Origin of the sequence: Cryobacterium sp. 10C3 (genome assembly GCF_034314285.1) — a bacterium.
Lineage (GTDB): Bacteria > Actinomycetota > Actinomycetes > Actinomycetales > Microbacteriaceae > Cryobacterium > Cryobacterium glucosi.
In genome coordinates this window covers 1-24,803 of sequence record NZ_JAVIWF010000001.1, presented here as the reverse complement: position 1 = coordinate 24,803, position 24,803 = coordinate 1, and the positions used below count along the sequence as shown (strand labels likewise).

23 protein-coding genes and 3 pseudogenes are annotated in these 24,803 nt (G+C 60.9%); 17 read left to right on the top strand and 9 right to left on the bottom strand.

The window, feature by feature from the left end:
* The first annotated feature begins 1,017 nt into the window (after positions 1–1,017).
* The 3 genes from mmsA (at position 1,018) to RGU41_RS00125 (ending at position 5,091) form a co-directional block, all read left to right on the top strand.
* Positions 1,018–2,586 carry a multiple monosaccharide ABC transporter ATP-binding protein gene (mmsA, locus tag RGU41_RS00135; protein ID WP_322135108.1) on the top strand — a complete coding sequence of 523 codons (1,569 nt, stop codon included), beginning with the start codon at positions 1,018–1,020 and terminating at the stop codon, positions 2,584–2,586.
* Positions 2,583–3,926, top strand: coding sequence for a multiple monosaccharide ABC transporter permease (gene mmsB, locus RGU41_RS00130; protein WP_322135107.1), 1,344 nt, complete (start codon positions 2,583–2,585; stop codon positions 3,924–3,926). The genes mmsA and mmsB overlap by 4 nt, the downstream gene beginning before the upstream one ends.
* 70 nt (positions 3,927–3,996) lie before the next feature.
* A complete protein-coding gene (locus RGU41_RS00125) occupies positions 3,997–5,091 on the top strand; it encodes a sugar-binding protein (protein WP_322135106.1) in 1,095 nt (364 codons plus the stop codon).
* A gap of 231 nt (positions 5,092–5,322) precedes the next feature.
* On the opposite strand, the pseudogene RGU41_RS00120 reads toward RGU41_RS00125, so the two are convergent.
* Positions 5,323–5,546, bottom strand: a pseudogene (locus tag RGU41_RS00120) (IS982 family transposase); the annotation flags it as partial.
* 66 nt (positions 5,547–5,612) lie between these two features.
* Here RGU41_RS00120 and RGU41_RS00115 point away from each other — a divergent pair.
* Positions 5,613–6,797: an ATP-binding protein gene (locus tag RGU41_RS00115; protein ID WP_322135180.1), complete on the top strand. Its 1,185-nt coding sequence runs from the start codon at positions 5,613–5,615 to the stop codon at positions 6,795–6,797.
* 30 nt (positions 6,798–6,827) lie between these two features.
* Here the strand turns inward: RGU41_RS00115 and RGU41_RS00110 are convergent, their stop codons facing one another.
* Both RGU41_RS00110 and RGU41_RS00105 read right to left on the bottom strand, forming a co-directional pair.
* Positions 6,828–7,223 carry a hypothetical protein gene (locus tag RGU41_RS00110; protein WP_322135105.1) on the bottom strand — a complete coding sequence of 132 codons (396 nt, stop codon included), beginning with the start codon at positions 7,221–7,223 and terminating at the stop codon, positions 6,828–6,830.
* A gap of 328 nt (positions 7,224–7,551) precedes the next feature.
* Positions 7,552–7,800 (bottom strand): annotated as a pseudogene (locus RGU41_RS00105) (transposase); the annotation flags it as partial.
* Between the two features lie 289 nt (positions 7,801–8,089).
* Between RGU41_RS00105 and RGU41_RS00100 the strand changes: the two are divergent.
* From RGU41_RS00100 to RGU41_RS00090, 3 genes are all read left to right on the top strand, one after another.
* Positions 8,090–9,136, top strand: a complete 1,047-nt coding sequence (locus RGU41_RS00100) for an IS110 family transposase (RefSeq protein WP_322135104.1) — start codon at positions 8,090–8,092, stop codon at positions 9,134–9,136.
* A gap of 872 nt (positions 9,137–10,008) precedes the next feature.
* Positions 10,009–10,374, top strand: coding sequence for a hypothetical protein (locus tag RGU41_RS00095; RefSeq protein WP_322135103.1), 366 nt, complete (start codon positions 10,009–10,011; stop codon positions 10,372–10,374).
* 97 nt (positions 10,375–10,471) lie between these two features.
* On the top strand, positions 10,472–11,002 hold the full coding sequence (locus RGU41_RS00090) for a hypothetical protein (protein WP_322135102.1): 531 nt from the start codon (positions 10,472–10,474) through the stop codon (positions 11,000–11,002).
* 104 nt (positions 11,003–11,106) lie between these two features.
* Here the strand turns inward: RGU41_RS00090 and RGU41_RS00085 are convergent, their stop codons facing one another.
* Positions 11,107–11,730: a substrate-binding domain-containing protein gene (locus RGU41_RS00085; protein WP_322135101.1), complete on the bottom strand. Its 624-nt coding sequence runs from the start codon at positions 11,728–11,730 to the stop codon at positions 11,107–11,109.
* A 22-nt stretch (positions 11,731–11,752) separates the two neighbouring features.
* The gene (locus RGU41_RS00080; RefSeq protein WP_322135100.1) at positions 11,753–12,184 is read right to left on the bottom strand and encodes a helix-turn-helix transcriptional regulator; all 432 of its coding nucleotides are present in this window, start codon (positions 12,182–12,184) and stop codon (positions 11,753–11,755) included.
* A gap of 239 nt (positions 12,185–12,423) precedes the next feature.
* On the opposite strand from RGU41_RS00080, the gene RGU41_RS00075 reads away from it, so the two are divergent.
* From RGU41_RS00075 to RGU41_RS00035, 9 genes are all read left to right on the top strand, one after another.
* Positions 12,424–13,251: an ABC transporter substrate-binding protein gene (locus RGU41_RS00075; protein ID WP_322135099.1), complete on the top strand. Its 828-nt coding sequence runs from the start codon at positions 12,424–12,426 to the stop codon at positions 13,249–13,251.
* Between the two features lie 82 nt (positions 13,252–13,333).
* Positions 13,334–13,669 carry a hypothetical protein gene (locus RGU41_RS00070; RefSeq protein WP_322135098.1) on the top strand — a complete coding sequence of 112 codons (336 nt, stop codon included), beginning with the start codon at positions 13,334–13,336 and terminating at the stop codon, positions 13,667–13,669.
* A 61-nt stretch (positions 13,670–13,730) separates the two neighbouring features.
* A complete protein-coding gene (locus RGU41_RS00065; RefSeq protein ID WP_322135097.1) occupies positions 13,731–14,609 on the top strand; it encodes a sugar ABC transporter permease in 879 nt (292 codons plus the stop codon).
* Positions 14,606–15,418: a carbohydrate ABC transporter permease gene (locus tag RGU41_RS00060; RefSeq protein ID WP_322135096.1), complete on the top strand. Its 813-nt coding sequence runs from the start codon at positions 14,606–14,608 to the stop codon at positions 15,416–15,418. Before RGU41_RS00065 ends, RGU41_RS00060 begins: the two co-directional genes overlap by 4 nt.
* A gap of 811 nt (positions 15,419–16,229) precedes the next feature.
* Positions 16,230–17,666 (top strand): glycoside hydrolase family 36 protein, encoded by a 1,437-nt coding sequence (locus RGU41_RS00055; protein WP_322135095.1) that lies wholly within the window; start codon positions 16,230–16,232, stop codon positions 17,664–17,666.
* Positions 17,666–18,535: a family 43 glycosylhydrolase gene (locus RGU41_RS00050; RefSeq protein WP_322135094.1), complete on the top strand. Its 870-nt coding sequence runs from the start codon at positions 17,666–17,668 to the stop codon at positions 18,533–18,535. The genes RGU41_RS00055 and RGU41_RS00050 overlap by 1 nt, the downstream gene beginning before the upstream one ends.
* A 71-nt stretch (positions 18,536–18,606) precedes the next feature.
* A complete protein-coding gene (locus RGU41_RS00045; protein ID WP_322135093.1) occupies positions 18,607–18,744 on the top strand; it encodes a hypothetical protein in 138 nt (45 codons plus the stop codon).
* 52 nt (positions 18,745–18,796) lie between these two features.
* On the top strand, positions 18,797–18,925 hold the full coding sequence (locus RGU41_RS00040) for a hypothetical protein (RefSeq protein ID WP_322135179.1): 129 nt from the start codon (positions 18,797–18,799) through the stop codon (positions 18,923–18,925).
* Positions 18,888–19,076: a hypothetical protein gene (locus RGU41_RS00035; protein ID WP_322135184.1), complete on the top strand. Its 189-nt coding sequence runs from the start codon at positions 18,888–18,890 to the stop codon at positions 19,074–19,076. Before RGU41_RS00040 ends, RGU41_RS00035 begins: the two co-directional genes overlap by 38 nt.
* 1,532 nt (positions 19,077–20,608) lie before the next feature.
* On the opposite strand, the gene RGU41_RS00025 is transcribed toward RGU41_RS00035, so the two are convergent.
* The 3 genes from RGU41_RS00025 to RGU41_RS00015 all read right to left on the bottom strand — a co-directional run bounded on the left by RGU41_RS00025 (position 20,609) and on the right by RGU41_RS00015 (position 22,108).
* Positions 20,609–21,211: a MerR family transcriptional regulator gene (locus tag RGU41_RS00025; protein ID WP_322135091.1), complete on the bottom strand. Its 603-nt coding sequence runs from the start codon at positions 21,209–21,211 to the stop codon at positions 20,609–20,611.
* A gap of 364 nt (positions 21,212–21,575) precedes the next feature.
* The gene (locus RGU41_RS00020) at positions 21,576–21,812 is read right to left on the bottom strand and encodes a hypothetical protein (RefSeq protein WP_322135090.1); all 237 of its coding nucleotides are present in this window, start codon (positions 21,810–21,812) and stop codon (positions 21,576–21,578) included.
* Positions 21,812–22,108, bottom strand: a complete 297-nt coding sequence (locus RGU41_RS00015; RefSeq protein ID WP_322135089.1) for a hypothetical protein — start codon at positions 22,106–22,108, stop codon at positions 21,812–21,814. The genes RGU41_RS00020 and RGU41_RS00015 overlap by 1 nt, the downstream gene beginning before the upstream one ends.
* 236 nt (positions 22,109–22,344) lie before the next feature.
* Between RGU41_RS00015 and RGU41_RS00010 the strand changes: the two are divergent.
* Positions 22,345–22,607, top strand: a pseudogene (locus RGU41_RS00010) (IS3 family transposase); the annotation flags it as partial.
* Positions 22,608–23,227: 620 nt separating this feature from the next.
* On the opposite strand, the gene RGU41_RS00005 reads toward RGU41_RS00010, so the two are convergent.
* Entirely contained in the window at positions 23,228–24,667 is a 1,440-nt protein-coding gene (locus RGU41_RS00005) for an IS1182 family transposase (RefSeq protein WP_322135178.1), read from the bottom strand.
* Positions 24,668–24,803: the final 136 nt, after the last annotated feature.

The following is a 24,803-nucleotide window of genomic DNA, read 5'->3' as shown; positions in this document are numbered from 1 at the left end:
ACGCCGACACCCAACTTTGCCCGAACGAATCCGAGCGGGACTTCCTGCCGGGCTCGCCGTGCGAGGTCGTTTCGGCTCATGGACGTGGATGGAATGTCCGAGGCGAGGCGTTTGGACACCCGGCTGGCAAGCTCTATAGCCGAGATTCCCAGGCTGGTCTCAAATTCGGCAAGGGCGGGGCTCTGTCAAAGCATGGTTCGTGTTCGACTGACGTGACGTGTCCGAGTTTCAAGTGGCGGAGGAGGCCGTTGTAGAAGGTTTAAGGTAGTCGAACTGAACCGGCCCGGGTTTCATGTCGTCGTTTTGTTGTCGGCTTCGTTCGACTGTGCGCCAAGATTTCGCGGAACTGGTTTGCCGTGGCATCGCGCTAGGTGAGCAATCTTTCTGGCAACGATCAGGCCGAATTCCGGAAGCGAGTCATCCCGTCACTCATCCAGCGGGGCTGAACCGGATCGCCCTCGTTCTGAAGCGCGCGTCCCGTTGCGGTTTTCAAAACGGTTATCAAAACGAGACAATCCGTTTCAATCCTGGCGTGACAGGCGATGCAGTGCGGGGAGTATGGTGATCACGGTTGGTGTGACCGTTCACACTTGAAGTGACGACGCAAGAACCAACCGATATACCGGTCGGCTTCTTTTGCTGCCGGCACGGGAACGGCGATTTTTTCTGCTACCCATTTTTTGCGTCAGCACTGTAGGACAAAGGAGTCGAATTGTGGGCACAGGTGCCGCTTGTCGTGAATGTGCGGAGCGTGCTGCGGGTCCCGGCTCTTTCGGCGCAGATCATTTTGGTCGTTGTCTGGCTGAGGGCGCTATCTCGCCAATGGCCCTCCACCGCTTGGCGCCGCCTTCAACTTGTGCAGTAGGGACCGCGCCGGCGGTCGCCGACCTGTCGGCCGGGAGCGTTTTTGCGACTCCCGGCGGCTGCCCGAGCGTGACGCTGCCCGGTGCCGCCTCACTCGTCGATCACGTCCAACGCCGGACGTCATCAGGATCACCTGAATCAAGGAGCACAATAATGTCCATTGAACGGCGTGCGGCGCGCGAGCCCGTCATCCTGGAGATGCGCTCGATTACGAAAGAGTTTCCCGGGGTTAAGGCGTTGTCCGATGTGTCGCTCACGGTGACGGCGGGGGAGATCCATGCGATCTGCGGTGAGAACGGGGCGGGCAAGTCGACCCTGATGAAGGTGCTCTCGGGCGTTTACCCGTATGGCACCTACAGCGGAGACATCGTGTTCCAGGGGAAGGACGTCCATTTCAAGGACATTCGCTCCAGCGAGGCGGCTGGCATCGCGATTATCCACCAGGAACTCGCGCTCATCCCTGAACTCTCGATCACCGAGAACATCTTCCTCGGCAATGAGCCCACCAGATGGGGCGCCATCGACTGGATCAAGGCCAAGAAGACCGCTCTGGAGCTCCTTGCCCGGGTCGGCCTGCGCGATGACCCTGACACCCTGATCAAGAACATCGGCGTAGGTAAACAACAATTGGTTGAGATCGCCAAGGCGCTCAACAAGTCGGTCAAGGTCCTGATTCTGGACGAGCCGACGGCGGCCCTCAACGAAGCGGACTCTCAGCATCTCCTTGACTTGATTCGGGGGCTCAAAGGCAAGGGCATCAGTTCCATCATGATCTCGCACAAGCTGAACGAGATCGAGCAGGTCGCCGATTCCATCACCATCATTCGCGACGGCAAGACCATCGAAACACTCGACGTCGTCAACGACGGCGTCAACGAGGACCGAATCATTCGTGGCATGGTCGGCCGGAGCCTCGAAAGCCGGTTCCCGGAGCACACCCCCGACATTGGCGAGGTGTTCTTCGAGGTACGCGACTGGAATGTGCAACACCCGCAGGTACCCGAGCGGATGGTCGTGAAGAACTCGAGCCTTACTGTTCGCCGGGGCGAGATTGTCGGCATTGCCGGCCTGATGGGTGCCGGGCGAACGGAGCTTGCGATGAGTATCTTCGGCCGCTCCTACGGCAACTACTTGTCAGGCCGCCTATTCAAGGACGGCGTGGAAATCGAGCTCCGCAGCGTTTCGGATGCCATTGACCACGGTCTTGCCTACGTGAGTGAGGATCGCAAGGCGTTGGGTTTGAACCTGCTCGATGACGTGAAACGGTCGATCGTGTCCGCGAAGCTGTCTAAGATCTCCCGCGGGCCTGTTGTCAACGACGAGAAGGAATACGCAATCGCGGAAAGCTTCCGCACGAGCCTACGAATCAAAACGTCGAGCGTGGACGCGGGTGTGAACAAGCTCTCGGGCGGCAACCAGCAGAAAGTCGTGCTGGCTAAGTGGATGTTCACCGATCCGGACCTTTTGATCCTCGACGAGCCGACCCGGGGCATCGATGTCGGCGCGAAGTACGAGATTTACGGCATCATCCAGAAACTGGCCTCCCAGGGTAAGGGAGTGGTGCTCATCTCCTCGGAGCTGCCCGAGCTGCTGGGCCTCGCCGACCGCATTTACACGGTCTTCGAGGGAGCAATCACCAATTGCATCCTCGCGGCGGAGGCCGACCCCGAAACCCTGATGAAGAGCATGACCAGCGCCCGAAAGAAGGCCTACAGCAAATGAGCCAGCAGTTGAATACCGAAAAGAACACGAGCGGCGGGATCCGCGACCTGCGGAGAATGTTCGGCGGCGGCAGGTCCAGTCTGCGCCAGTTCGGGATCCTGTTCAGCCTGATCGCGATCATCGTGCTGTTCCAATACCTGACGCACGGCCTGACACTGTCTTCGGGCAACCTGATCAACCTCGTTAGCCAGTATTCCTACATCCTGATCCTCGCGATCGGCATGGTGATGGTCATCATCGCGGGCCACATTGACCTCTCTGTCGGGTCCGTTGCGGCTTTCGCCGGCATCGTCGTGGCGACCTCAATGCAGGACTGGCACTTCCCTTGGCCGGTTGCCATCGTGTTCGGCCTCGTCGTTGGTGCCCTAATTGGGGCGTGGCAAGGTTTCTGGGTTGCCTATATCGGCGTGCCGGCCTTCATCGTCACCCTCGCCGGGATGCTCATATTCCGAGGCGGTAACCAACTCATCGGCAACGCGAACACGGTCCCCGTCCCAGAAGGCTTCACCGTCATCGGTGCCGGATATCTCCCGGAGGTGGGCCCGTACACGGGGTACAACAACCTCACGCTTCTGCTCGGACTGATCATCGTGATCGCCGTGGTCATGTCTGAGTGGCGCAGCCGAAAGGTGCAGCGGATCATGGGCTCTAGCCCCGCCCCACTCTGGGTGAGCGCGGTAAAGGTCGTACTCCTCAGCAGCGTCGTCGTATATGCGACGGTACTGTTCGCGGGTGGGCGCACCGGAACGAGCTTCCCCGTTTCAGGAATCATCCTCGGAGTACTCGTGTTGTTCTACGCCTTCGTGACGAAGAACACGATCTTCGGACGCCACATCTACGCCGTCGGCGGAAACAAGCTCGCGGCCGAACTCTCCGGCGTCAAGTCCCGCCGGGTCAACTTTCTCGTCATGATGAACATGTCGATCCTCGCGGCCCTGGCCGGGATGATCTTCGTAGCCCGCTCGGTCGCCTCTGGTCCACAGGACGGCCTCAGCTGGGAACTCGACGCGATCGCCGCGGTCTTCATCGGAGGCGCCGCCGTGTCCGGCGGCATCGGCACCGTGACCGGTTCCATCGTCGGTGGGCTCGTGATGGCTGTGCTTAACAACGGCCTGCAACTGCTTGGTGTCGGCGCGGACCGCGTACAGATCATCAAGGGCCTCGTACTCCTGGTCGCAGTGGGAGTGGACGTCTTGAACAAGAGCCAAGGCCGACCATCAATCATTGGACTCCTCACCCGCAACCGCAAGACAAATGAGTTCCCGCCCGAACCACCCCTCGTTGTGCCCGGATCTGGAACACCAGACACCGCGAGGCCCACGGCGACCCTGTCGTCGTGACCTCGGCCGCGCCCTCTCCCCACACCTTCACCACCCTGCCCAACACCACTGAGAAGAAAGCGAAACACACATGAAAAAACTCCTCGCGACCACAGCAATAGCCGCGGTGGCACTGATGGCACTCTCCGGGTGTTCCACCCGGAGCGACACGAGCAGCGGATCGACGGCTGCAGCGGCCGGCTTCGCCGCTGACTCGTTGATCGGAGTCGCCCTTCCGTCAAAGACGTCGGAGAACTGGGTCCTCGCTGGCGGACTCTTCGAAGACGGTCTCAAGTCTGCGGGCTTCACAGGGGACGTGCAGTATGCGGGCGCGTCCACCACGGTCAAGGACCAGCAAGACCAGATCTCCGCGATGGTCACCAAGGGCGCCAAGGTGATCATCATCGGCGCGGCCGACGGCGGCCAGCTCAGCACCCAGGTCAAGGCAGCCCACGACGCCGGCGCGATCGTGATCGCCTACGACCGGCTCATCCTGAACACCGCCGACGTGGACTACTACGTCGCCTACGACAACTTCAAGGTGGGCGCCCTCCAGGGCCAGGCACTGATCGATGGGCTCAAGGCCAAAAAGGCGAGCGGCCCGTACAACATCGAACTGTTCTCAGGCTCCTCCGACGACGCCAACTCAGCAGTCTTCTTCAAGGGCGCGATGAGCGTCCTCCAGCCAAAGATCGATGACGGCACCCTCGTCGTCGGCTCGGGCCAGGTCGACATCAAGCAGACGGCGACTGCGGCTTGGAAGGCCGAGAACGCGCAGAGCCGGATGGACTCTCTCCTGACCAGCACCTACGGAACCAAGACGATCGATGGAGTTCTCTCACCCAACGACACGCTCGCACGGGCAATCATCACCTCGGTGAAGTCCTCCGGTAAGCCCATTCCTGTGGTCACGGGTCAGGACTCTGAAGCGGAGTCAGTCAAGTCGATCATGGCGGGCGAACAGTACTCAACAATCAACAAGGACACTCGCGTGCTCGTCACCCAAGCGATCACCATGGCCCAGAAGCTCCAGAAGGGCGAAACCCCCGAGGTCAACGACACCAAGTCCTACGACAACGGAAAGAAGGTCGTTCCCGCCTACCTGCTCCCGCCCGTCATCGTGACCAAGGCCAACGCGGCAGAGGCCTACGCGAACGACCCGAAACTCGCACCGCTCACCAAATAATCCCATAACCGCTGCAGCATCCAACGGCATCAGGGCCGGCCTCACACGAGGTCGGCCCTGACGCATGCACGCCCTCGCCGGCACTCACAGGTGACATCGATTCTCGGTCAGATCGGCGGTCACGATCGGCGGAATACTCGCCGACTACAGCTCGGAACCTGCCGGCTGCAGGCCTTCTCGTGACCTACGCAAAGACGGCGCGTTCAGCGTTTCTCTCACGCGAAAGATCTGGTCGTATGCGGTGAGGCATCGTTTGTTGGGGTTCCGAGGAGCCAGTTGTGCCAGATTCCTGCGGCAAGGGCGAGGAGGCGACCGGCAACGCGGGAATAGACGCCGGGGACGGTGCGTCCACCGTGGTCCTCGAGGGTGAGTTTTCCCGTGAGGGTGTCGAAGAAGGACACGACCCATTGGCGGATTCCGTCGAGCTTCCCGAAGCGTTTTTTCTCGCCCGTGCGCTATTTTATAAGGCCTTCTATGACCGAGTAAACGATTCGTTTACTCAGCGCTATATTGTTTTAGTCATGGAACTTGCGACGAACCCTTTCAAGCCCGGCGCGGGACGGGTGCCACCGGTCCTTGCCGGCCGGTCAGATCTACTCCGTGAATTCCGCAACCGGCTCTACCAGGCGCGGGAAACGGGGGAGGGGGAACGACCCTGGATCCTCTCCGGGCTCCGCGGAGTGGGGAAGACCGTCTTGCTCAACCAGCTCGGACGCGATGCAGCCGAACTCAAGCTGGTTTTTGTGAAGGTCGAAGCCTCGAGCAGTAAGCCGCTGGCCGTCGCGTTGGCCAAGGAACTCCACCTCGCACTTCGACGAATCCTCTCAAGCTCTGACCGCGCAAAAGCGCTCTGGTCCAAGGCCGCCAGCGTGCTGCGTTCCTTCCAAGTGCGTGTCGACCCGTCAGGGACCTACTCCTTCACTGTCGACGTCGAACCTGAGCCTGGCGTGGCTGATAGCGGCGATCTCGCCGTCGATCTCCAAGAGCTCTTAGAAACCATTGGCCTCGCTGCGCGTGAGGCCAACACGGTCATTTTGCTGGCCGTCGACGAGCTCCAAGAAGCCTCATTCGAGGACCTCGCTGCGCTCAACGTGGCCCTGCACAATCTCGGCCAAGATGTCTTCCCCGTCCCCGTCGTCTTCGTTGGAGCAGGGTTGCCGTCCCTGCCTGCCGTGCTCGCCGATGCAACCAGCTACGCGGAACGCCTCTATGACTATCGCCAGATCGGGTTGCTCGACACCGCCGCAACCTCTGACGCCCTCACCGCCCCGACCCGAGCCAACGGAGTCGACTGGGAGCCTGACGCCCTGGATGCAGCGGCGACAGCAACCGGGGGATACCCCTACTTCATCCAAGCCTGCGGAAGCCATGTCTGGGCCGTGCGAGCCACGGACACCATTACTCTTCAAGACGCCCAAATCGGCATCGAGTCAGCGCGAACTGAGGTCGAGCAGGGTCTCTACCAATCGAGATGGGAGCGGGCTACCCCGACACAGCGGGCCTTCATGTCCGCAATGGCCACCGACAACGACGCCCCCTCATCAATGGCCGAACTCGTGACCCGTTTGCGGAAGAAACGCACTACGGACCTCTCCGTCAATCGCCGAGACTTGATACGGAGCGGACACATCTACACGCCCGAACGCGGTTTCGTCGCATTCACCGTGCCCGGCATGGCCGACTTCATCACCAGACAAGGCCAATAGCCCGCCAGGCACCCGCGTCGACATCGGCACCTACCCGTGAGCAATGAACGACCGTGCCGCAGCGACCACGATCGGCCCGACTACAACCAACGGCTCACCACGCAACAAGGCCGCCGGAGACTTGTCACCCAACTCCGGATTCACCCCTTGGAACCACGCCTGGACAATCGTCGCGCTCTCTCGTTCACTCAAAATGCCGGCCACATAAAAAGAGGTACGCAACCGCTGGACGACGTCCGCGCCAGGTGCACGGGAACCGTCCGCCCATTCACGAACAGAGCGCGTGTTCGACACCCGGCCCAGATAAGCGACGAGCTGGGCACCGAGGAGCTCGCGGAGACCCGTGACAATCCCGCCGGTATCCAGCCGCACAGAGTCCTCGTACGCGCGATGACCCGGCTGCGCAGCGGAGACAGGGATGCTCATACCCACAATTCTTCCGCATCACACACCCGATAGCAAGAATCACTAGTGTATCAACGGGTAATATCACAGGTAAAATAACACCCAATATGACCGATAATGGTTATTATGTCAGTTTTGGAAGCCGACATCTTCGCATTGGACGCGTCCCCCGCGGATTGGACTCGACGACGATCCAAGACGTCGCGGCGTGGATCGAGGACCGTTACAACCGTCGGCGGCACTCCTCGATCGAGCATGTCACCCCGGTGGACTTCGAGATGCAATTCTCATCACAGGTTGCAGAGATCCAACTCGCCGCTTAACCCGTGTCCACTCTCGGGGGTCAAGACCAGGCAGGGAAGAACGACCCCTGGCGCAGCTTGGGGATCTTCAGGTTGAGGTCCCCGGCCGTCGTCGTCAAGACGCGCGGGCGGGTCCCGTTGCGCTGGGTGGTGCGCTCATCGGAGCGTTCGAACCGGTCGGCACCGATGTGGGCGGTGGCCTCCGCGTCGATGAGTTCTTGATAGAGCGTTTCGGTCACCATCCGGATTCGATCGGTGACGTTGGTGAGCTTGAGTTCCGAGAGGAGCGCGAGCAGGGCAGACTGGTCTAGAGCCGTCTCTAATGGTTAGTAGCTGGCCTGGGGCTGGCTGGCAAGCTGGTATCGGCCTTTCCCAACGTGACTCAAGAGCCATCTGTCCCGCGCAAGCGGTGGCTTTCACACGACCTGTCCGCTGGGCTAGGTCGGTGCCGGCCTGACCCGTTTCGATGGCTTCATAGAAGGTTGTCCACCCACGCTCCGGCGGGGGTGTGACTCATTAGAGATCTGCCTCGCGACGATTCTCCCAGGCCCGGATAACGAACCATTTACCGTAAGAAGACACTTCGTGAGCACCGTGGCTGACACATACAAATACGTCATCGGCGTGGATACCCACGCCAAAACGCACACCTACGCAGTCGTCGCTGCCGCTACTGGCGCAGTCATTGACACCGCTTCATTTCCCACCACCGACGCTGGCACCGCCCGCGCGATCGCATGGATTGAGCGACGCTCGGATGGGCAGCAGCTTGCCGCTGTCGAGGGCACCGGCTCCTACGGAGCCACCGTGACTCGCGCTCTCACCACCGCGGGGATCCGCGTCTGCGAGGTCAAACCACCCAAACGGCAGGCCCGGGATGGTCACGGCAAAACCGACCAAATCGATGCCGTGGCTGCCGCCCGCACCGCGCTTGGCACCGATGCAACCGCGCTGATTCTGCCGCGCGCCGACGGGCTTCGCAGCGCCCTTCGAGTTCTGCTCGTCGCGAGACACAGTATCGATTCCCAACGCACCAGCGACCGCAGCGACCGCAACGCGCTCCTGCGGATAATCAACCTGGGCCTCGACGTCCGCGCACCCCTGACCAACACTCAAGTCGACATCATCGCCGCATGGCGCGATCGCTCCAGCGATGACACTGCCGCTGCCGTCGCCCGATCTGAAGCCCGCAGGCTCGCCTCCGCGATCCACCAGCGCACTCGCGAGTTGGAAACGAATCACGCGGCCCTGTCAAAGCACGTCGACGAACTCGCTCCAGGCATCCAGGACATCCCCGGTGTCGGACCGTTCACGGCCGCTATCATCCTGACCGCTTATTCCCACCAAGGCAGAGTGCGCTCGGAAGCCGCCTTCGCGGCGTTGGCGGGCGTTAGCCCAATTCCGGCATCATCGGGAAATACGACCCGGCATCGCCTCAACCGCCACGGCGACCGTCAACTGAACCGAGCGCTCCACATCATCGCCCGCTGCCGCATGATCACCGACCCCACGACGAAAAGCTACGTTGACAGAAGAACCGCCGAAGGCAAGACCCGGCGAGAGATCCACCGCTGCCTCAAACGATTCATCGCCCGCAGCATCTATCGCTCACTGGCGACCCTTACTGCTTGACTTCAACCATAGAAGGGTCGTGTGACGTGTCTTTCTGTGAGGAACTTTGAACGGTTCTCACTGACCATCGCACGGTGGTTTCCTACGTTGTGAATCCAACGATCGAAACCCGGGAACTACACCACTCGAGAGGACGCAACCGTTGTTAATCCAACGCTCGAAACCCGGGAACTACACCACTCGAGAGGACGCAACCCTAACGGTTGCTTCTTACCGGCTGGCCTTCAAGCTTAGTGAGAACGGGCCGCACCCCCGAAGGAATGCGGCCCCTTTCTACCTAGATGCGGAAAGCCCGACCACAGTTACCGCAATTGAGGGTCCATGCCGCTCAGCGGTGGGCAATGGAGGCTCGAAAGCGGCTGGATTCTTGGTAAATAGCGCAGCTGACCAACACTTTTCCAAAGTGCCCCTGGAGGGACTCGAACCCTAAAAACGTCCCAATCGCCGAGCGGGAGTGGCCCAAACACCCCGGAAAGTCAAGGGTTTTTGATGACTACAGCTGCATACGATCTAGGTCGTTTGCCCACGAGTGTGGGCAAAGTGTGGGCAAGCAGATACATCCCAGTATCCATATAAATACAGATACATGTTTCCATATTTATGTAAAACCTGCGAGCATGATGCTATGAAGAATGTGGAGATAGTCTGGCGCACTTCTGGCCGACGCCGCGCTGGACGGCCGGCGAGACTGGAACAGCATCGGGGACATCGCTGAAGCATCGTCGGTCGCGCCGTCGACCACTCATCAAGCTCTCGGGCGACTCGTCGACATCGGTGCCGTCCGCCCAAACTCGCGTCGCGGCTACACCGTCGTCTCGCCCGAGAAGCTCCTCGAAGCCTTCGCGGCTCACCGCAACTTGCGTGCTGACACCATGGTCTCAACCACCCTTCCCGCCGCCCAAACGTTGCTCGACGACGTCGAAGAGGCCTACGCGCTCAGCGGCAGCAGCGCCGCGGTGCACCATCTCGGCGGACGCAACACCGTCGCCGATCTCGGCCGGCGCATCGTCTACACAGCCCGCGCGCTGTCCCAAGCCGACTTTCCTGTGGGAGACGAGGTGATCATCCTCAGCGAAGATCCACTGGCCGCACGCACCTGGAAGTCCGGATACGCCAGCCTCGCGCAGACCTACGCCGATCTATGGGCAAGCCCGGGCTGGCAGGCAGCAGAGTTCACCCGTGCGCTGAAGGCCAAGCTATTCGCGGACGCGGATTGGGAGCAGCGAACCAGTGCCTAACCTCTACGAAGACGAGCACGGAGTTATCCGTGCTCTGGTCGACCGACTCGGTCATGACCTCGAGCCGTCGATCCTCATCGGCGGCTGGGCGGCATTCGTGCGCGTCGGCGGGGAGATCAGCCTCGACATTGACCTGATCACCTCGCAGGACAGTCGCCACAAACTCGAGCAGTTGATGGCGGACCTCTCCCCCAGCAACAACCACCAGGGGCGAAAACTGCGCGCGACGATCGACAACGTGCACCTCGACATCTACCTCCCGTACGAATCCCAACTCGGCGGCAAGCTACGCCTCAAAGTCGAAGTACTCGCCGAATACCCCGACGAGCTCTCGTTCGAAAAGTGGACACTGCTGCGACTCGAAGCTCACATCGCCACCAAGATGGCGGCACTCCTTGACCACCATTTCTCGGAGAAGGGCCAGAAGGATGCCCGCGAGATTCTCGCGCTGCTGAAGCTCGACGGTGTCGACCCCGCGGTTGCGGCTGAAGTACTTCATCGAGCATCGACAGTGAGCATCGACGATCTGCCAACGATGATCGGTGAAGCTTTCGACCTGATCGGCAACATCAGCCGGCTAACGAAGGCGGACCAGAAACTCATCGGCTCGGTAAAAAATCATGGGTGAACGAGCTAACACAGCGCGCAGTGCGTCCGCAGGAACTACGTCCGTCCCTATAGGTTCTGCTGCCGGTTTGGCCACGGTGTCAACTAGATCGACAGCAGACCCTGTCATGAGGTAGAGGGCGGCGGCGGCCCGGTGGAACCCCGGATGACTAGAGATGGTTCGAGCGAGATGTTGCGGGGCCGTTCCCCCTCCACCAGGCGCGCCAGTTCCTGAAACGCCTGCGCGCCAGTTTCTATGAAATCCTGGTGAATCGTGGTGAGCGTAGGCGTGAAATGCTGCGCGTCGGGGATGTCATCGAATCCGACCACGCTGAAGTCGCGAGGCGCGTAGAGACCTGCATCCGAGTACGCGTGCATGACGCCAAGCGCCATCTGATCGTTGGCACAAAAGATCGCGGTCACGCCCACATGCCGCATCAGTTCTTGCCCCGCACGGTAGCCGCTCGCGGAGCTGAAGTCGCCGTGCAGGTGCCGCTCGAGAGACTGGCCTCGCTGATATAAGGCGCTTTCGATACCCGTCAGCCTTTCGCCGGCATAGCCCTCATCGGCAGGCCCGTCGACGAAGGCGATACGACGGTGGCCGAGGTCAAGGAGGTGCTCACCCGCGAGGACGCCACCATGTACGCCATCAGTTCCCACGCTCGAGATCCCCGCAGCGGGGTTCCGTGACATCTCGACGACAGGAAGGGTTGCGGCGATCTTCTGCGGCGCGGAGTAGCGTTGAGACATCGGCGACGCAAGGATGATTCCTTCAACGCGCTGACCAAGCAGTCGATGCAAATGCTCGGGCGACAGCGTCTTCAGACGCGTGGCCCGTCTCAGGTTCGAGCACTGTGGCGAAGATCGTTGCGATCCCGGCAGATTCGGCAGACTGCCCGATGCCGAACTGGCTTTGGCCGAGGGACACGTTCATCGGAATGCCCAGGTTGATCACTCCGATTGATTCGGACCTGTTCAACACCAAGCTTCTGGCGATACGGTTTGGCTGGAAGCTGAGGGCGTCGAGGGCTTCGCGTACTCGGGTGAGAGTCGGCTCCGCGACGTTGTTTTTGCGATTGACGACGCGAGAAACAGTCTGAGCAGAAACCCCCGCCAACCGGGCAACATCGGCAAGACTCGCGTGGCCGTTTCCTGCTTGGCTCTCCGAGGAGATCAACCCGCTGGTCAGAGCGTCCGTCGCCATAGTCCATACTCCTGCCTGATATCTAAAAAAGACTCTACTAGAGAGGATGGCAGCGCTAACAACAATTTCATTGTTAGCGTTGACATTACGTTCCGTATATGTACAAAATTACTTACCCAGGCTGCATGGCGATCGACTCCCGCTAGCCAAGAGCCGGTACTTCGCCCGCAAAGTGCGCGAGCGAGGAACCCTGAAGTACCTATGAGAGGACCCCAATGATGAGGTACAAAAATTTGCGCTTGCTCGGCGCATTCGTCGGCGTCGCGGTGGTGACATCCGGACTTCTTTCCGGATGCAGTACGGGACAAAGCCCGGCGGCATCGTCGACCTTGAAAGTTCTTGCCTGGAAGGGCGGTGGAACCGAGCCGGCGGGGGTTGCTGAGGTCAACGCCGCTTTCGAGAAGTCTCACCCTGGAGTGAAGATCGACTTCACTTACATGCCCGCTGGCGACTCGTACACGCAGAAGCTCTCAGCCGAGCTTCTCGCCGGCAATGCGCCAGATGTCTTCATGGGCGACCCTGTAAGCACCAAGACGCTTGCTTCTTCCGGATATCTGGCCGATCTAGGAAAGCAGTCGTGGGCGTCGGACGTGCTTCCGGACCTGAAGTCCTTCACCGAAGGGAGCGATGGGAAGGTCTATGCCGCTCCCACCGAACTGATCGGCATCACCACATACGCGAACATGGATTTGCTCAAGAAAGTCGGCATTACCGAAGTCCCGACCACTCGGTCCATCTTCCTTGACGACATGGCGAAGCTGAAGGTTGCGGGCATCACCCCTCTCTCTCCCCGACAAGTCGGCATGGACGGCGCAGGCCACGCTCCAGCAGATCGCCTCTACGCTTGTTTATCGCGACGATCCCACGTGGGATCAGAAATTCATCGCGGGGAAGACCAGTTTCGACCGCGATTGGTCGTCGAGCGCAAAGCAGTTGGTGGACTTGGACTCTCAAGGCTACGTAGCTTGGAAGTCGGAGCTCGGCACCGACGAATGGAGTCAGGGCCTTCAGGATTTCAAGGCCGGCAAGAGTGCATTCTGGGTTCAGGGTGCATGGAACCTGGCTGACGTTCTCCAGGCCGGCATCAATGCGCAAATCTTCCCCTGGCCCGCAGATGATGGCAAGCAAGTCTCGACTCTGTTCGCAGGCGTGATGTGGCAGGTGAACAACGCTTCCAAGGCCGACAATGTCGCAAAGGAATACGTCGACTACTGGTCCACCGGACACTCTGCGCCGTTCCTGAATTCGGAAAATGCCATCAGTGCGTTCAAGTCCGTTACTACTCCAAAGTCGGATGCGACGGCGCCTTTCAACGCCGCATACGCCGCGGGCCAATACCGGATTCTGCCCGGGAATACCTGGCTCAACGGAAACGAGGCACAGCTCGGGCAGGCGATCCAGGGGATGTTGTTGGGGCAGACCACACAGCAGCAACTGCTCGCTACTTATGACACGTTGGGCCGCAAAGCACTCACCAGCAAGTAAGCACCCATGATCGAAGGCGGGAGGCGAGACAACTCGCCTCCCGCCGGAAAGAGGAACATCGTTGTTCGCGAACCGAAAACTCACCGCCATTGGATTTCTTGCCCCGGCGATTGTCATATATGGGGCGCTAATTATCTATCCCCTGATCCGTGGGGCCTACCTCAGCTTGACGGACTCGCGCGGTGGTCCGGTGGCGAATTTCGTCGGGCTGCAGAACTTTGCGGAGGCACTGACCGACCCCGTCGTGCTAGAAGCGTTCAAAAATACGATCATTTACGCGGTCGTCGTTGTCGTGATTCAGACAGTGTTGGGTGTCGCGCTCGCACGGGCGATATTCAGTCGGCCGAGGTGGCGGCGTGCTCTCAGCATCGTGATGCTGCTGCCGACCCTTGTTGCCCCAGTGCTCGCAGGATTCATCTTTTCCTACATTTATGCTCCCGATGGGCTTCTCAATCGGACGCTCGATGGGGTCGGCCTGGGCGGGTTGAAACATATTTGGCTCGGTGACCCTTCCACGGCGTTAATGTCGGTCGCGGCAGTGAACGTGTGGATGTTCGCTGGCTACTCCGCGGTGATCTTCCTGGCCGGGTACCTATCGATGCCGGGCGACATCATCGACGCGGCCCAGATGGATGGTGCGGTTGGGTGGAAACGGTTCGCCCTAATTGAATGGCCACTTCTTGCACCATCGCTGACCGTGAACACGACGCTGTCCCTCATCGGCTCGCTTCGGGTCTTCGAATTTCCGCTGGTACTCACCAACGGTGGTCCGGCTAACTCGACTCAGACCCTATCGCTTGTCATATTTCAGAAAGTGTTCTCCGGCGGCAACCAGTTCGCCTACGCCGTCTCGATCTCAGTCCTCTTGTTGTTGGTCGTCGTCATTATCACCGCCAGCATCAACAGGGCCCTCCAGCTTCGCGAAAGGCGGATGTCATGAATCTCGTAGCTCACTCATCGAAGAAGCGCGGGGGCGCTGGGTCGCGGTTGCGCGTTTCTCCCGCGCAAATCCTTTCCAACATCGGGCTGACCTTCGCCATCGTTGCGCTGATGCTTCCGTTCGTTCTGACGTTGTCAGTCGCGTTCAGACCGGCGAAAGACGTCGCATCGAATGCCATCGCCATCCCGACGCATCTGACGTTCTCGAATATCACAGACACTTTCACCAAGCTGGACTACGGCATTAGCGTATTGAACACGGTCATAGTGGTTCTCGGATCCACGGCCCTCACGATCGTGATCGGCGCAATGGCGAGCTATCCGCTCGCGCGCATATCTCGCCCATGGACGAGCGCCGTCTATCGGTCCTTTCTGCTCGGAACATCCATTCCGATTTTCGTGTTGCTCGCCCCTCTGTACTTGCTCATCCGCGACCTGGGACTGCTCAATACCCACCTCGGAGTCGTCTTCATCTACACGGCGTTGAATCTCCCGCTGGCGATCTTCTTCTTCACCAGCTTCTTCCGTCAGATCCCCCTCGAGCTGGAGGAGGCAGCGGCCCTCGACGGGGCGGGGCCCCTGCGCAGTTTCTTCTCGATATTGCTTCCCTTGCTTCGGCCTGTCACAGCGACACTCGCGACCTTCATGACGCTGAACATTTGGAACGACCTTCTGATCCCATTCGTGTTTCTTCAGGACACCGGAAGTCGCACAGTGATGGCAAACGCGTACGCGTTGGTGGATCCGAAATCGGTGGAACCGACTGTTCTCTTCCCAGCAGCGCTCCTCGGGGTTGCCCCCTTCTCGTGATATTCCTTCTCCTTCAGCGAAACGTCGTTGAGGGATTGACCTCGGGGGCGGTGAAAGCATGATCGCCGAGCAGCTCACCCATGAGGGCACGGTACTCGAGTGGGGCAACGGCCTACTTCGTCTCCGGCTGACTCACGGAATGGATCAACCCGTCGTCCTCGAGGACATCGTGCGGGGCGTCGCCGACGCCCCACGAGGACGCCGAAGCAATCGCTGGTCGAAATCTTGATCCCCAGTCTCGGGTTGACTGACACCCCCAACCGTATGGACAAGACCGCCCTGGGGGCACGCCTTCGATACCGAACTCATAGCGAGGAGCGAGACGCGGATACACTCCGTCTGATCGTCGAGCAACATGATGATGTGATCGGGCTGATCGTCGTGACTATCTTCGAAACCGTCGAAGGAGCGGCCGCCTTTCGCACCCGGAGCGTTGTCAGCCTTGAACCAGGGCGACCGGCGATACGAATCGCCGCGGTATCGAGCTTCGCCACCGGCGCGATCCTATCGGATGACTTGACTAGCTTAAAGAATTTGGCGTGCCCGGAGCAGTTGGTCGGCGGAGAACCGCTGGGAGGTCGTGCCCCTTCGGGACCCAGCTGCTCAACTCATAGCCCCTCATGACCCTGCCGAATATCGGCGCGGATTCACATCAGCCACCAGCTTCGGGACGTGGTCGTCCGGCTCTTTCGCGCCCGCTGCGGTTGCCGTGAACTCGGTGCGCGCTCTCGCCTGGCAAGTGGATAGCCCCAGCCCGTGGCGATGGGAAGTGGGGGAGCGAGCCTGGGACCGATCGGCGCTTCCGCGATTTATGGAACCTGAACCGATCGGCCAGATCGTGCGCCGGGACATCGACGACGGTGCGTACTTGGTCGTCAGTGGGCCGACTGACGACTTTCATCAATGGACGCATCTGCTGGTACAAGGAGACGCATTCGAGTCGGTCACGGTGAGCGTCGGCGTCGGGCAGAGCGTGGAAGATGCCCTCGCTGGGCTCACTGAAATACGACGCGCCTGGCGCCGAATGCGAGGCGGTGCCCCTGAATATCCGGTTATCTATAACGATTTCATGGGAACTCTCGAGGGAGACCCCACGGAAGAGAAGTTACTCCCTCTCATTGAAAGCGCCGCACGTGTTGGGGCCGACTATTTCTGTATCGACGCCGGATGGGCCGATAACGGAGAGGGTTGGGCTGATTCGGTCGGGGACTGGAACCCTTCCCTCTCCCGCTTTCCGCGCGGGATTTCGACCACCCTGGACGCTATCCGGGCGCGCGGCATGAAACCAGGGCTTTGGTTGGAACCGGAAGTCGTCGGTGAAACGAGTGACGCAGCCATCGAACTTCCCGAGGAGGCTTTTCTCCACCGATTCGGTGGCCGGATCCGCGATCGCGGCCGCTTCTACTTGGATTTCCGGAGTTCCGCCGCTACAAGCCATCTCGACCGGGTCTTGGACCGACTGGTCGTCAAGCTCGGAGTCTGCTTTTTCAAGTTCGATTACAACTCCATGCTCTCTCCTGGGCCCGACGGAGATGGCGGCAGCGCTGGCGGTGGATTATTAGAAAATGCGCGGGCTCACGTAGCTTGGCTCGCCCGGCTTCGGCAGCGCCATCCGGAAGTTCTCATCGAAAACTGCGCCTCGGGCGGGATGAGGTCCGACTTCGGGATACTCGAGAACGTACACATCCAGTCAACGTCGGATCAACCGAATCCACTTCTTTACCCGAGCATTGCGGTGGGCGCTCTGGCGCACATCCTGCCCGAGCAAGCCGGTAATTGGTCATATCCCCAAGCGGATATGACCGACGAGATGATCTGTTTTACGATTGCCAACGGTCTTGCGGGGCGTCTTTATTTGGCTGGGGTGCTGAGTCGAATGGACGACCGGCAGCTGGACCTCGTCGCCGCGGGAGTCTCCGTTCACAAGCGTCTGATCAAAATCCAGTCAAGCTCTATTGTCAGGTATCCGACCGGCATGGCTCGGTGGGGCGAACCACGGACGACCGTCGCTTTCGACAACGCGGAAAGCGGCGAGATCGTCGTCATCGTTTGGCGCCAGAGTGGTGCAGATCCCGCTGTCGTTCTCGAGATCGGAGTCGATGACGGCGCGACCGTCGAGCAGGTTTTCCCGCCGCCGGAAATCGGTCGTCCGTGGACGGTGGAGTTGAAGAACAGGCGGCTTCTCATCACGGGGTCGGGTGATGAGCCTGCTGCGCGGGTTTATCTCGTGACGAAGACGGTCGGCTGATGCCTTACTTGTTCTCGTACTTCACAACTCAGGATGAATCCCTGCACCTTTCCCTCAGCTGGGATGGCATCGTATTCGAGCCCGTCGCAGGCGGCGGTTCTATCGTTAGCAGTCCGATCGGGGAACGGACTCTCCGCGATCCCTTCATCGGGCGCGCATCCGACGGGCTCTTCCACCTCCTAGCCTCGAACGGCTGGGCAAGCACGAGCATCGTCCACGCCACGAGCGCCGACCTTCTCGAGTGGGTCGATTTTGAGGCCATCCCTGTGATGTCGAAAATTGCCGGCGCGAAGAACGCCTGGGCGCCTGAGTTCTTCTCTGACCGCGACGGAACGATCAACATCATCTGGTCGTCCTCGGTGGGACCGGAACCCGACGCTGGCGTCGACTGGCTGGCCAGCGAGCAGTACCACTCCATCTGGAGCTGCAAAACGCGCGACTTCCGCTCCTACACCGAATCGACGATCTACCTCGATCCAGGGTTCTCGTTGATCGACGCGACCGTGTTCAAACGACCCGACTCGTCGGGCTTTTTGGTCGCCAAAGATGAAAGTGGAACCAACGAGACACCCCAAGTCCGAAAAGATCTCCTCATCTGGGCACTGAGCCCAGATGGACGGCCGGAAGGAACCGGCGTGCGCTTTGGAAGCCCGTCATTTGTCGAAGGCCCCACGGTTTTTGAAAGCGGTGGCCGTCTCGTCATGCTGTTCGACCCATTCCTCGAGGACGGCTATCAAGCAATGACTTCCGTGGACGGGTGGGATTGGGCGGCTGCCCGGCTGGAGTTACCACGGGACGCACGCCACGGATCCGTGACGGTGATTTCTAACGCCGAGGCGGCTCGGCTTCATTCAATGAACGAAAGGTAGATAGGTCTGCTGCACGGTTAGGTGACATCTGAGTTGGCTTGCCTTGCGGGGTGGCCTCAAAGGATGTTGTTGTGCCTAAGCCTTATCCGAAAGAGTTCCGTGAAGATGTTGTCGCTGTCGCGCGTGGCCGTGAGCCTGGCGTGACGATCGAGCACATTACCAAAGATTTTGGTATTCATGCGATGACGTTGCAGAAGTGTGGCGAGTAGCCCCAGTCGGTTGCTGCACGGCCTGCTGCCCGATGACGGTGAGGTGACCGGGATGCTCGGGATGCTGCTGCTCACCGACGCGCGCCGTCCGGCAAGGGTGTCATCGGCGGGTGAGCTGATCCCGTTGGGTGAACCTGTGGGATGTGGATCAGATATCCGAAGGACACGCGCTCGTCCGTGAGCGATTGGCCTCCAAGGACGCGCCTGGCCGGTACCAGCTTCTCGCGGCGATCAACGCCGTGCACACCGACGGCGACGCGACGGACTGGACGCAGGTGGTCGCGTCAGGCTCGACGGCTCGCCGATTGTGCGGCTCAACCGGGCGAGCGTGACAGCGCAGAGGTGGGACGCGCGCTCATCGACGAAATCAAATCGGCGCTCTCGGGATACCACGCCCACCACGCCGCTCGCGCGCACCTGTTGCGTCGGCTGGGTCGGCCCATGGCATCCCGCGACGCTTACGACGCAGCGATCAGCCTCGCAGAAAACACTGCCGAGATCGCGTTCCTCAAGAGGTGCCGGGATCAGGCACGACCAGAAGACAACGGTCGTGGCGGCTGACCAGCCCAAGGCTGACCTTTAGTGTGAAAACAGATAACGGACTTCACTGTTAACTTTTCGGCTCTCGTGCCGACACGGACTCGCCGCTCCCGTGCTCGCCCCGTGTCATCTGAATCGAGGCGCTCACGAGCGCGTCAGTAAGAGGAACCATCTACGGCCATCTCAACCAAGCAAGCATCGGCCGAAAACCGCAACTCGCCTAATAATCCTGCTGCCCTTCTCGAACGTTTTCGTTCTACTATTACCGAAACTCCGTAGTGAGGATAAGTCTGGCGTTCCTCGTTTCGGATATTACAGCCCAGCGTCCGAGGTAGTCACCTAGCTGCCCTCCGTGCCGGTTGTGAGGTGTTTTCTGCGCACCACGATTACCGCGCAGGCCGCCGCAGCGGCGAGGAACAGCGCGGTCGAGACTGTCGCGATGGCGGTATCCGGATGCACGATCGATTCGCCGGACAGCGCCTGAACTGTGAGCACCGCGATGACACCGAGATAGAGCGCCGCGATCACCACGAGAATGCCGAGCCTGGTGGCGGAATCGCACAGGGCCAAGACGCGGCGAGAGCCCAGCTCGAGGAGCAGCGCTGCGACGGGGATCACCTGCATGGCGTGCATCCCGACAAAGTGCGGGATACGCAGGTCGCCCGCAACAGTGCTCCAACCGAGCAGCGGCAGACCGAGGCCCCCATCGGGGAGGCCCACAGTGTGGGCGCCAGCAATCCCCTGGAAGTGTGACAGTTGGGCGGCGGTTGGGCTCGTCATCAAGAACGCGAGCCCCATGCCGATCACCGCGACGATGAGGCCGGACCGGATGGCGAAGCTGCGAGCGGGGTCACCAAGATCGGCGCGAAACAGCAATACGGCCACGAGGATGGTTGCGGCCCAGACGATCACGATCGACACCGCCATCGTGCCCCAGATTGCCGTCGAGAACGGTGTCGACACGTTGAAGTGGCTCGTTGTGTCGGCGACAGCGGCCCCGTCGATGGCCATTATCTCCACGGCGAGGAAGGCAGCGGTCACCGTGCCGGCCCACCAAGCGAGTCGGCGGCGACGCGGAAGCTGGCCGAGCAGCCAGGACAGCGTGACGCTGTAAATCAGTATTGAGAGGGAGAACTTGAGTGGCTTCTCCCAGAGCGGCATCCCCGTGATCGTACGGGGGTCCACTACCAGCCCGACGAGGGCAATCACGGAGAGGGCGACCATGGCGAGGGCGAGCCAGAGCAGTGGTCGGTGCCCACCGAAGCGAGTGAGGACGGAGGCGGGGGACGCGTTGAGCGTGCGGGTCATGGTGGTCATTTCTTCTTCAGGAATATCGCTGGGATGTGACGTGCTCCTGGGCCGCACGGCGCAGCCCGGAGATCAGGGCATCGCCGAGTACGGTGCCCACAACGACGGTTTCGGCCTTGGCTGCGCGGTCGGGTCGCGACTGGATCTCATCGAGGTCGGCGGTGGCGATGAGTAGGGCGGCCTCGGCGTAGCGGGCGTACCAGCCCCGCTCATCCGCCTGCCCGACTCCGCGGAAGGCGGAGAGCACTCGTGCTGCGGCGAGACGCCCGGGGTTCTCCGGTGAGACGTGCCAGCCCTCGAGCAGCGCGTCGATGCTGGCGAGATCCGCCGGGTCAAGGTCACCCGGCTCGATGGCCGCCGACACAGAGCGCTGCGCCACCTTGAAGGCTTCGGGCAGCGAGGCATCCGAGTCAATGGCTTCGAGCACGCTGCGGGCGGATGCCACGCTGAGCCCGCCGACGTCGATGAGCGCGCGGATGAGACGCAGACGATCCAGGTGAACGGCCCCGTAGCTGGCCTGGTTAGCCGTCTCACTCTCGCCCGCAGGCAGCAGTTTTTCGCGTAGGTAGTACTTGATGGTCGCCACCGGGATGCCGCTGGTGGTGCTGAACTCAGCCATTCGCATACGGAGAGTATAACTATCCGACAGTGAAACTATCTAGTAGTAATTTTCTCAGACCACTCCGGAAAAAGGCTCTCGGGACTGCACCTCCACACTCATGTGAAAGCCCTCACCTGTATTCGTGCCATCTTGGCGAGTAGCGCTTGTTGGTAGCGTGAGTCCGGAATTTGATGCTCCTATTGTTGTCAAGCGCTGACTTTCGGTTGTTTGCTGAGCCATGTGCGGTAGCGCTCAGAAAGGACTCGATCTTGGGTGGCGCCGCGTTCAATCCGCGAGATGGCTTTGGGCCAGGCGCTCAGCTCGAGTGCTACTGCGGTCTGGGTGAGGTGCAATGCGAGGCGCCGTGGACGCAGGTCGTTGGTTAGCAGGCCGGGCCGTGGGTGATCTGGATCGGCGGCAAGTCCACGAACCGGGGCGAATTCACCACCGCCAGGATCCGGCCCCGCTCGAGGACACCGAGCTTGTTCGCCGGCACCAACGCCGGACCGCGGGCCAGGGTGCGCGGCGCCCGGGTCGCCGTCGACCGCGGCAACCCCGCCAGGACCGCGGCGGTCCGGGTGGACACTCCCCGGCGGGTCAGGGCACGGTAGGTGGTCATCACGGTTTCGTCTGCGGTGTTTCGTCCCGCGAGCTCTTCGACAAATTTTCGAGTAGCTCGTGCATTTTTGACATGATCTCCAACGCCACCCCGGTCGTGGGCAGACGCCGTTCGGTCACATCGAGCTGCCGGCGAAGCCGGGCGATCTCGGCCTGCTCGGGCGTGAGCCGGCCGATCCTCTCCCCCGCCTTTTTGCCCTGCAGCACGCCCGCGTCGCGGAGCTTGCGCCACTCGGTGATCTGCGAGGAATAGATGCCCTGCTCCCGCAGATACGCCCCGCTCCCGTTCCGAGTCATCGCGTCCTCATACGCGGCCAAATGATCAAGCTTCTGCACGGGCCTGAACGACCGCCTGGCTGTCGGACCACCCGCACGCAGGCCGAGACTGCTGTTCTTTACTCATCGCACTATCGTCGCGCACGACGATCGAAGACGGGCTGGACATGATCGAAACTTCCTGATTCTCGCCCTACGTCACACAGCGGACTTGCTCTGAGCTACTGGCCTCAACTCACCCTGACACGCAGGGCGGCGACGCGAGACGTTTCATAGACACCTTCGTCGAGGGTTACAACCACACCCACCGCCACACCGGCATCGGCCTGAACACGCCCGCCGACGTCCACTACGGGCTCGCAACCGGCAAAGCCGCCAAGAGGTCCGCGACCCTGGCCCAAGCCCGGGCTCGGAACGCTTCAGTACCAGCGTCGATCCCAAAATCCTCGCCACCCCCAACGCGGCCTGGATCAACAAGCCAGCCGAAGCACAAGAAGACGAGCCAAAACTAGCCGCCTAACTCACCCTGGCCCCATTCACCTTGACGTAGGGATCCCCCGATGCGGCTAGAACGGGACACACTGCAGAAACTCGTTGCCGAGCTTCACGCGCAAGGGATGAGGACAAGGGCTATCGCGCCGATTATGGGAGTGCGCGGCGACATCATGGTAGAAGACATTCGAGGTGGCGGAAATCCGCCACCTGCGCCGGGTCCGGAACCTGAGTCCTACTGGTCACCCGAAGAGTCATTCGTCGGGACGCACAGCCTTGGGGCAATCTACACACCACCAGTTATCGTCGACTGCCAGCATAGGCTCGTCGCACTTGGGACAGTTCGGCGTAATGAGGTAGTCCATGCCATGAGTCTGCTCCGAATTGGTGATCGGGTGTTGGAAGAGCGACCAGATGTCCAAAAGACAACTGGCTTTGGCTCTAGGAGCGTGAGTCAGTAACGCCTATTCGGCTTTGATGCCAATGAATGCCTCCGATGTCGTCGGGTTGGGTTGGGGCGTTGCCGACGCGATCGTCGTGGGCTGGGGCTCTGTATCCGTTCGCGTGCCGATCGAAAATAGGGCCACGGCCGTGTTGACGACGCAGGGCAGGATCGCTGTCGCCCGTCAGGGCGGTCTTGCCTGGTCTTTAGGTTGCCGGGTGGGGAGTGCTTTGCGTGGCGAGGCGGGCTTTGGTTTGCAGGGTGTGGAGTTTCATTAGGTTGTGGCAGGCGGCGATCAGGTCCCACTCGTGGGCTGCTTGCTCCAACCCGCGCAGCAGCAGGAATTTTCCTTGCCTCGTGTGGATTTGACCGAACACGGGCTCCACGATCGCTTTGCGCCTGGCGTAAACGGCGCGGCCTTTCTTCGTCTTCAACTTCCGGGCCATGCGTTCCCGGAGCGTCGCATCGGCGGGGATCCGGCCCCGAGGAACCTCGGGAACACGTTCGCCATGCTTGACCCGGCCGGTCGCGATGAAGAACTCGGTCCCGCCGTCGCTGGCCGTCTCAATGGTCTTGGCGTAGTCCAGGTTCGCGGCTGAACAATACCCGGCATCGGCGAGGACCTGCCGGGGCAGAACGCCCGTCGTGGTGTGGAGTTTCTCGACCAGGGGCACGACCTGTTCAACATCCACGCCAATATTCGTCAGCGTCGTCGCGACGATGATCTGATGATCCGCATCCACGATGGCCTGCGCGTTGTAGGCGTAATGGAAGGACCCGTCAGCGGTCTTCATGATCCGCGCGTCCGGGTCGGTGAAGTTGCGTTGAGCCTTCGGATTCACGACCGCGTTCTCGGCCGCATCCTCACCCTTCGCCGTGACAGCATCGTCGTCATCGCCCTTATCCCGGGCTTTCTTCTCGGCCTCTTTCCGCGCCCGGGCGGCCGCGTCCGCCTCCAAAGCGGCGCGCGCCTCGGCCAGTTTCACGAGGCGTGATTCCCGCCTCGCGAGCTCCGGCGGCAACTCATCACCGCGTTTGTCTTTCCCGAACCGGGCATCCTCGGCCTCATCGATCGCATCGGCGTCCGCCAGGAGGGCGGAGACTTCATCGGCGAGGACTTTCTGCTTCTCCGTCAACCGGGCGTAACTCATCGCTTTGCGCCTGGACGCGTTCGCCCGGACCTTGGTGCCGTCCAACGCGACCTGCCCCAGCGACACCATCCCAGCCGCACGACACAGTTCCAACGCCTGCAAAAACACGTTCCCCAGGCTCGCGAGGTGCCGTTTCCGGAACCGGGCGATCGAGCGAAAATCCGGTGCCTGCTGCGCGGCCAACCAACGAAAAGCGACCACGTCCACACAGACCCGCTCCAACTCCCGTGACGAGCGAACCCCGACGCAATACCCGTAAAGCAGCACGCGGACCATCAGCCGAGGGTCATAAGGCGGCTGGCCCTTCGACTTCGCGTAGGACGCGTAGAACTTCTTCAGGTCAATTTGAGTTTCGACGATGTCGGCGATGAAACGAGAGAGGTGGTTCTGCGGCAGCCACTCATCCAAAGACGGTGGAACCAACATCACGGCCGCCGGCTCGAACGCCCGGAACCGCTTGTTCACGCCGGCGCCAGCCTCGACTCCGTCGTCCATGACCAGGTCAACATGTTCGAGTTCTGTCGCGGGAAACAAACCATCAAAATCGCTCATAAGCAATTTTCCCAGACCAACAACCCCAGCCCAGGAAATCCGTCGGCGTTTTAAACTTCGCCGTTACTGACCCACGCTC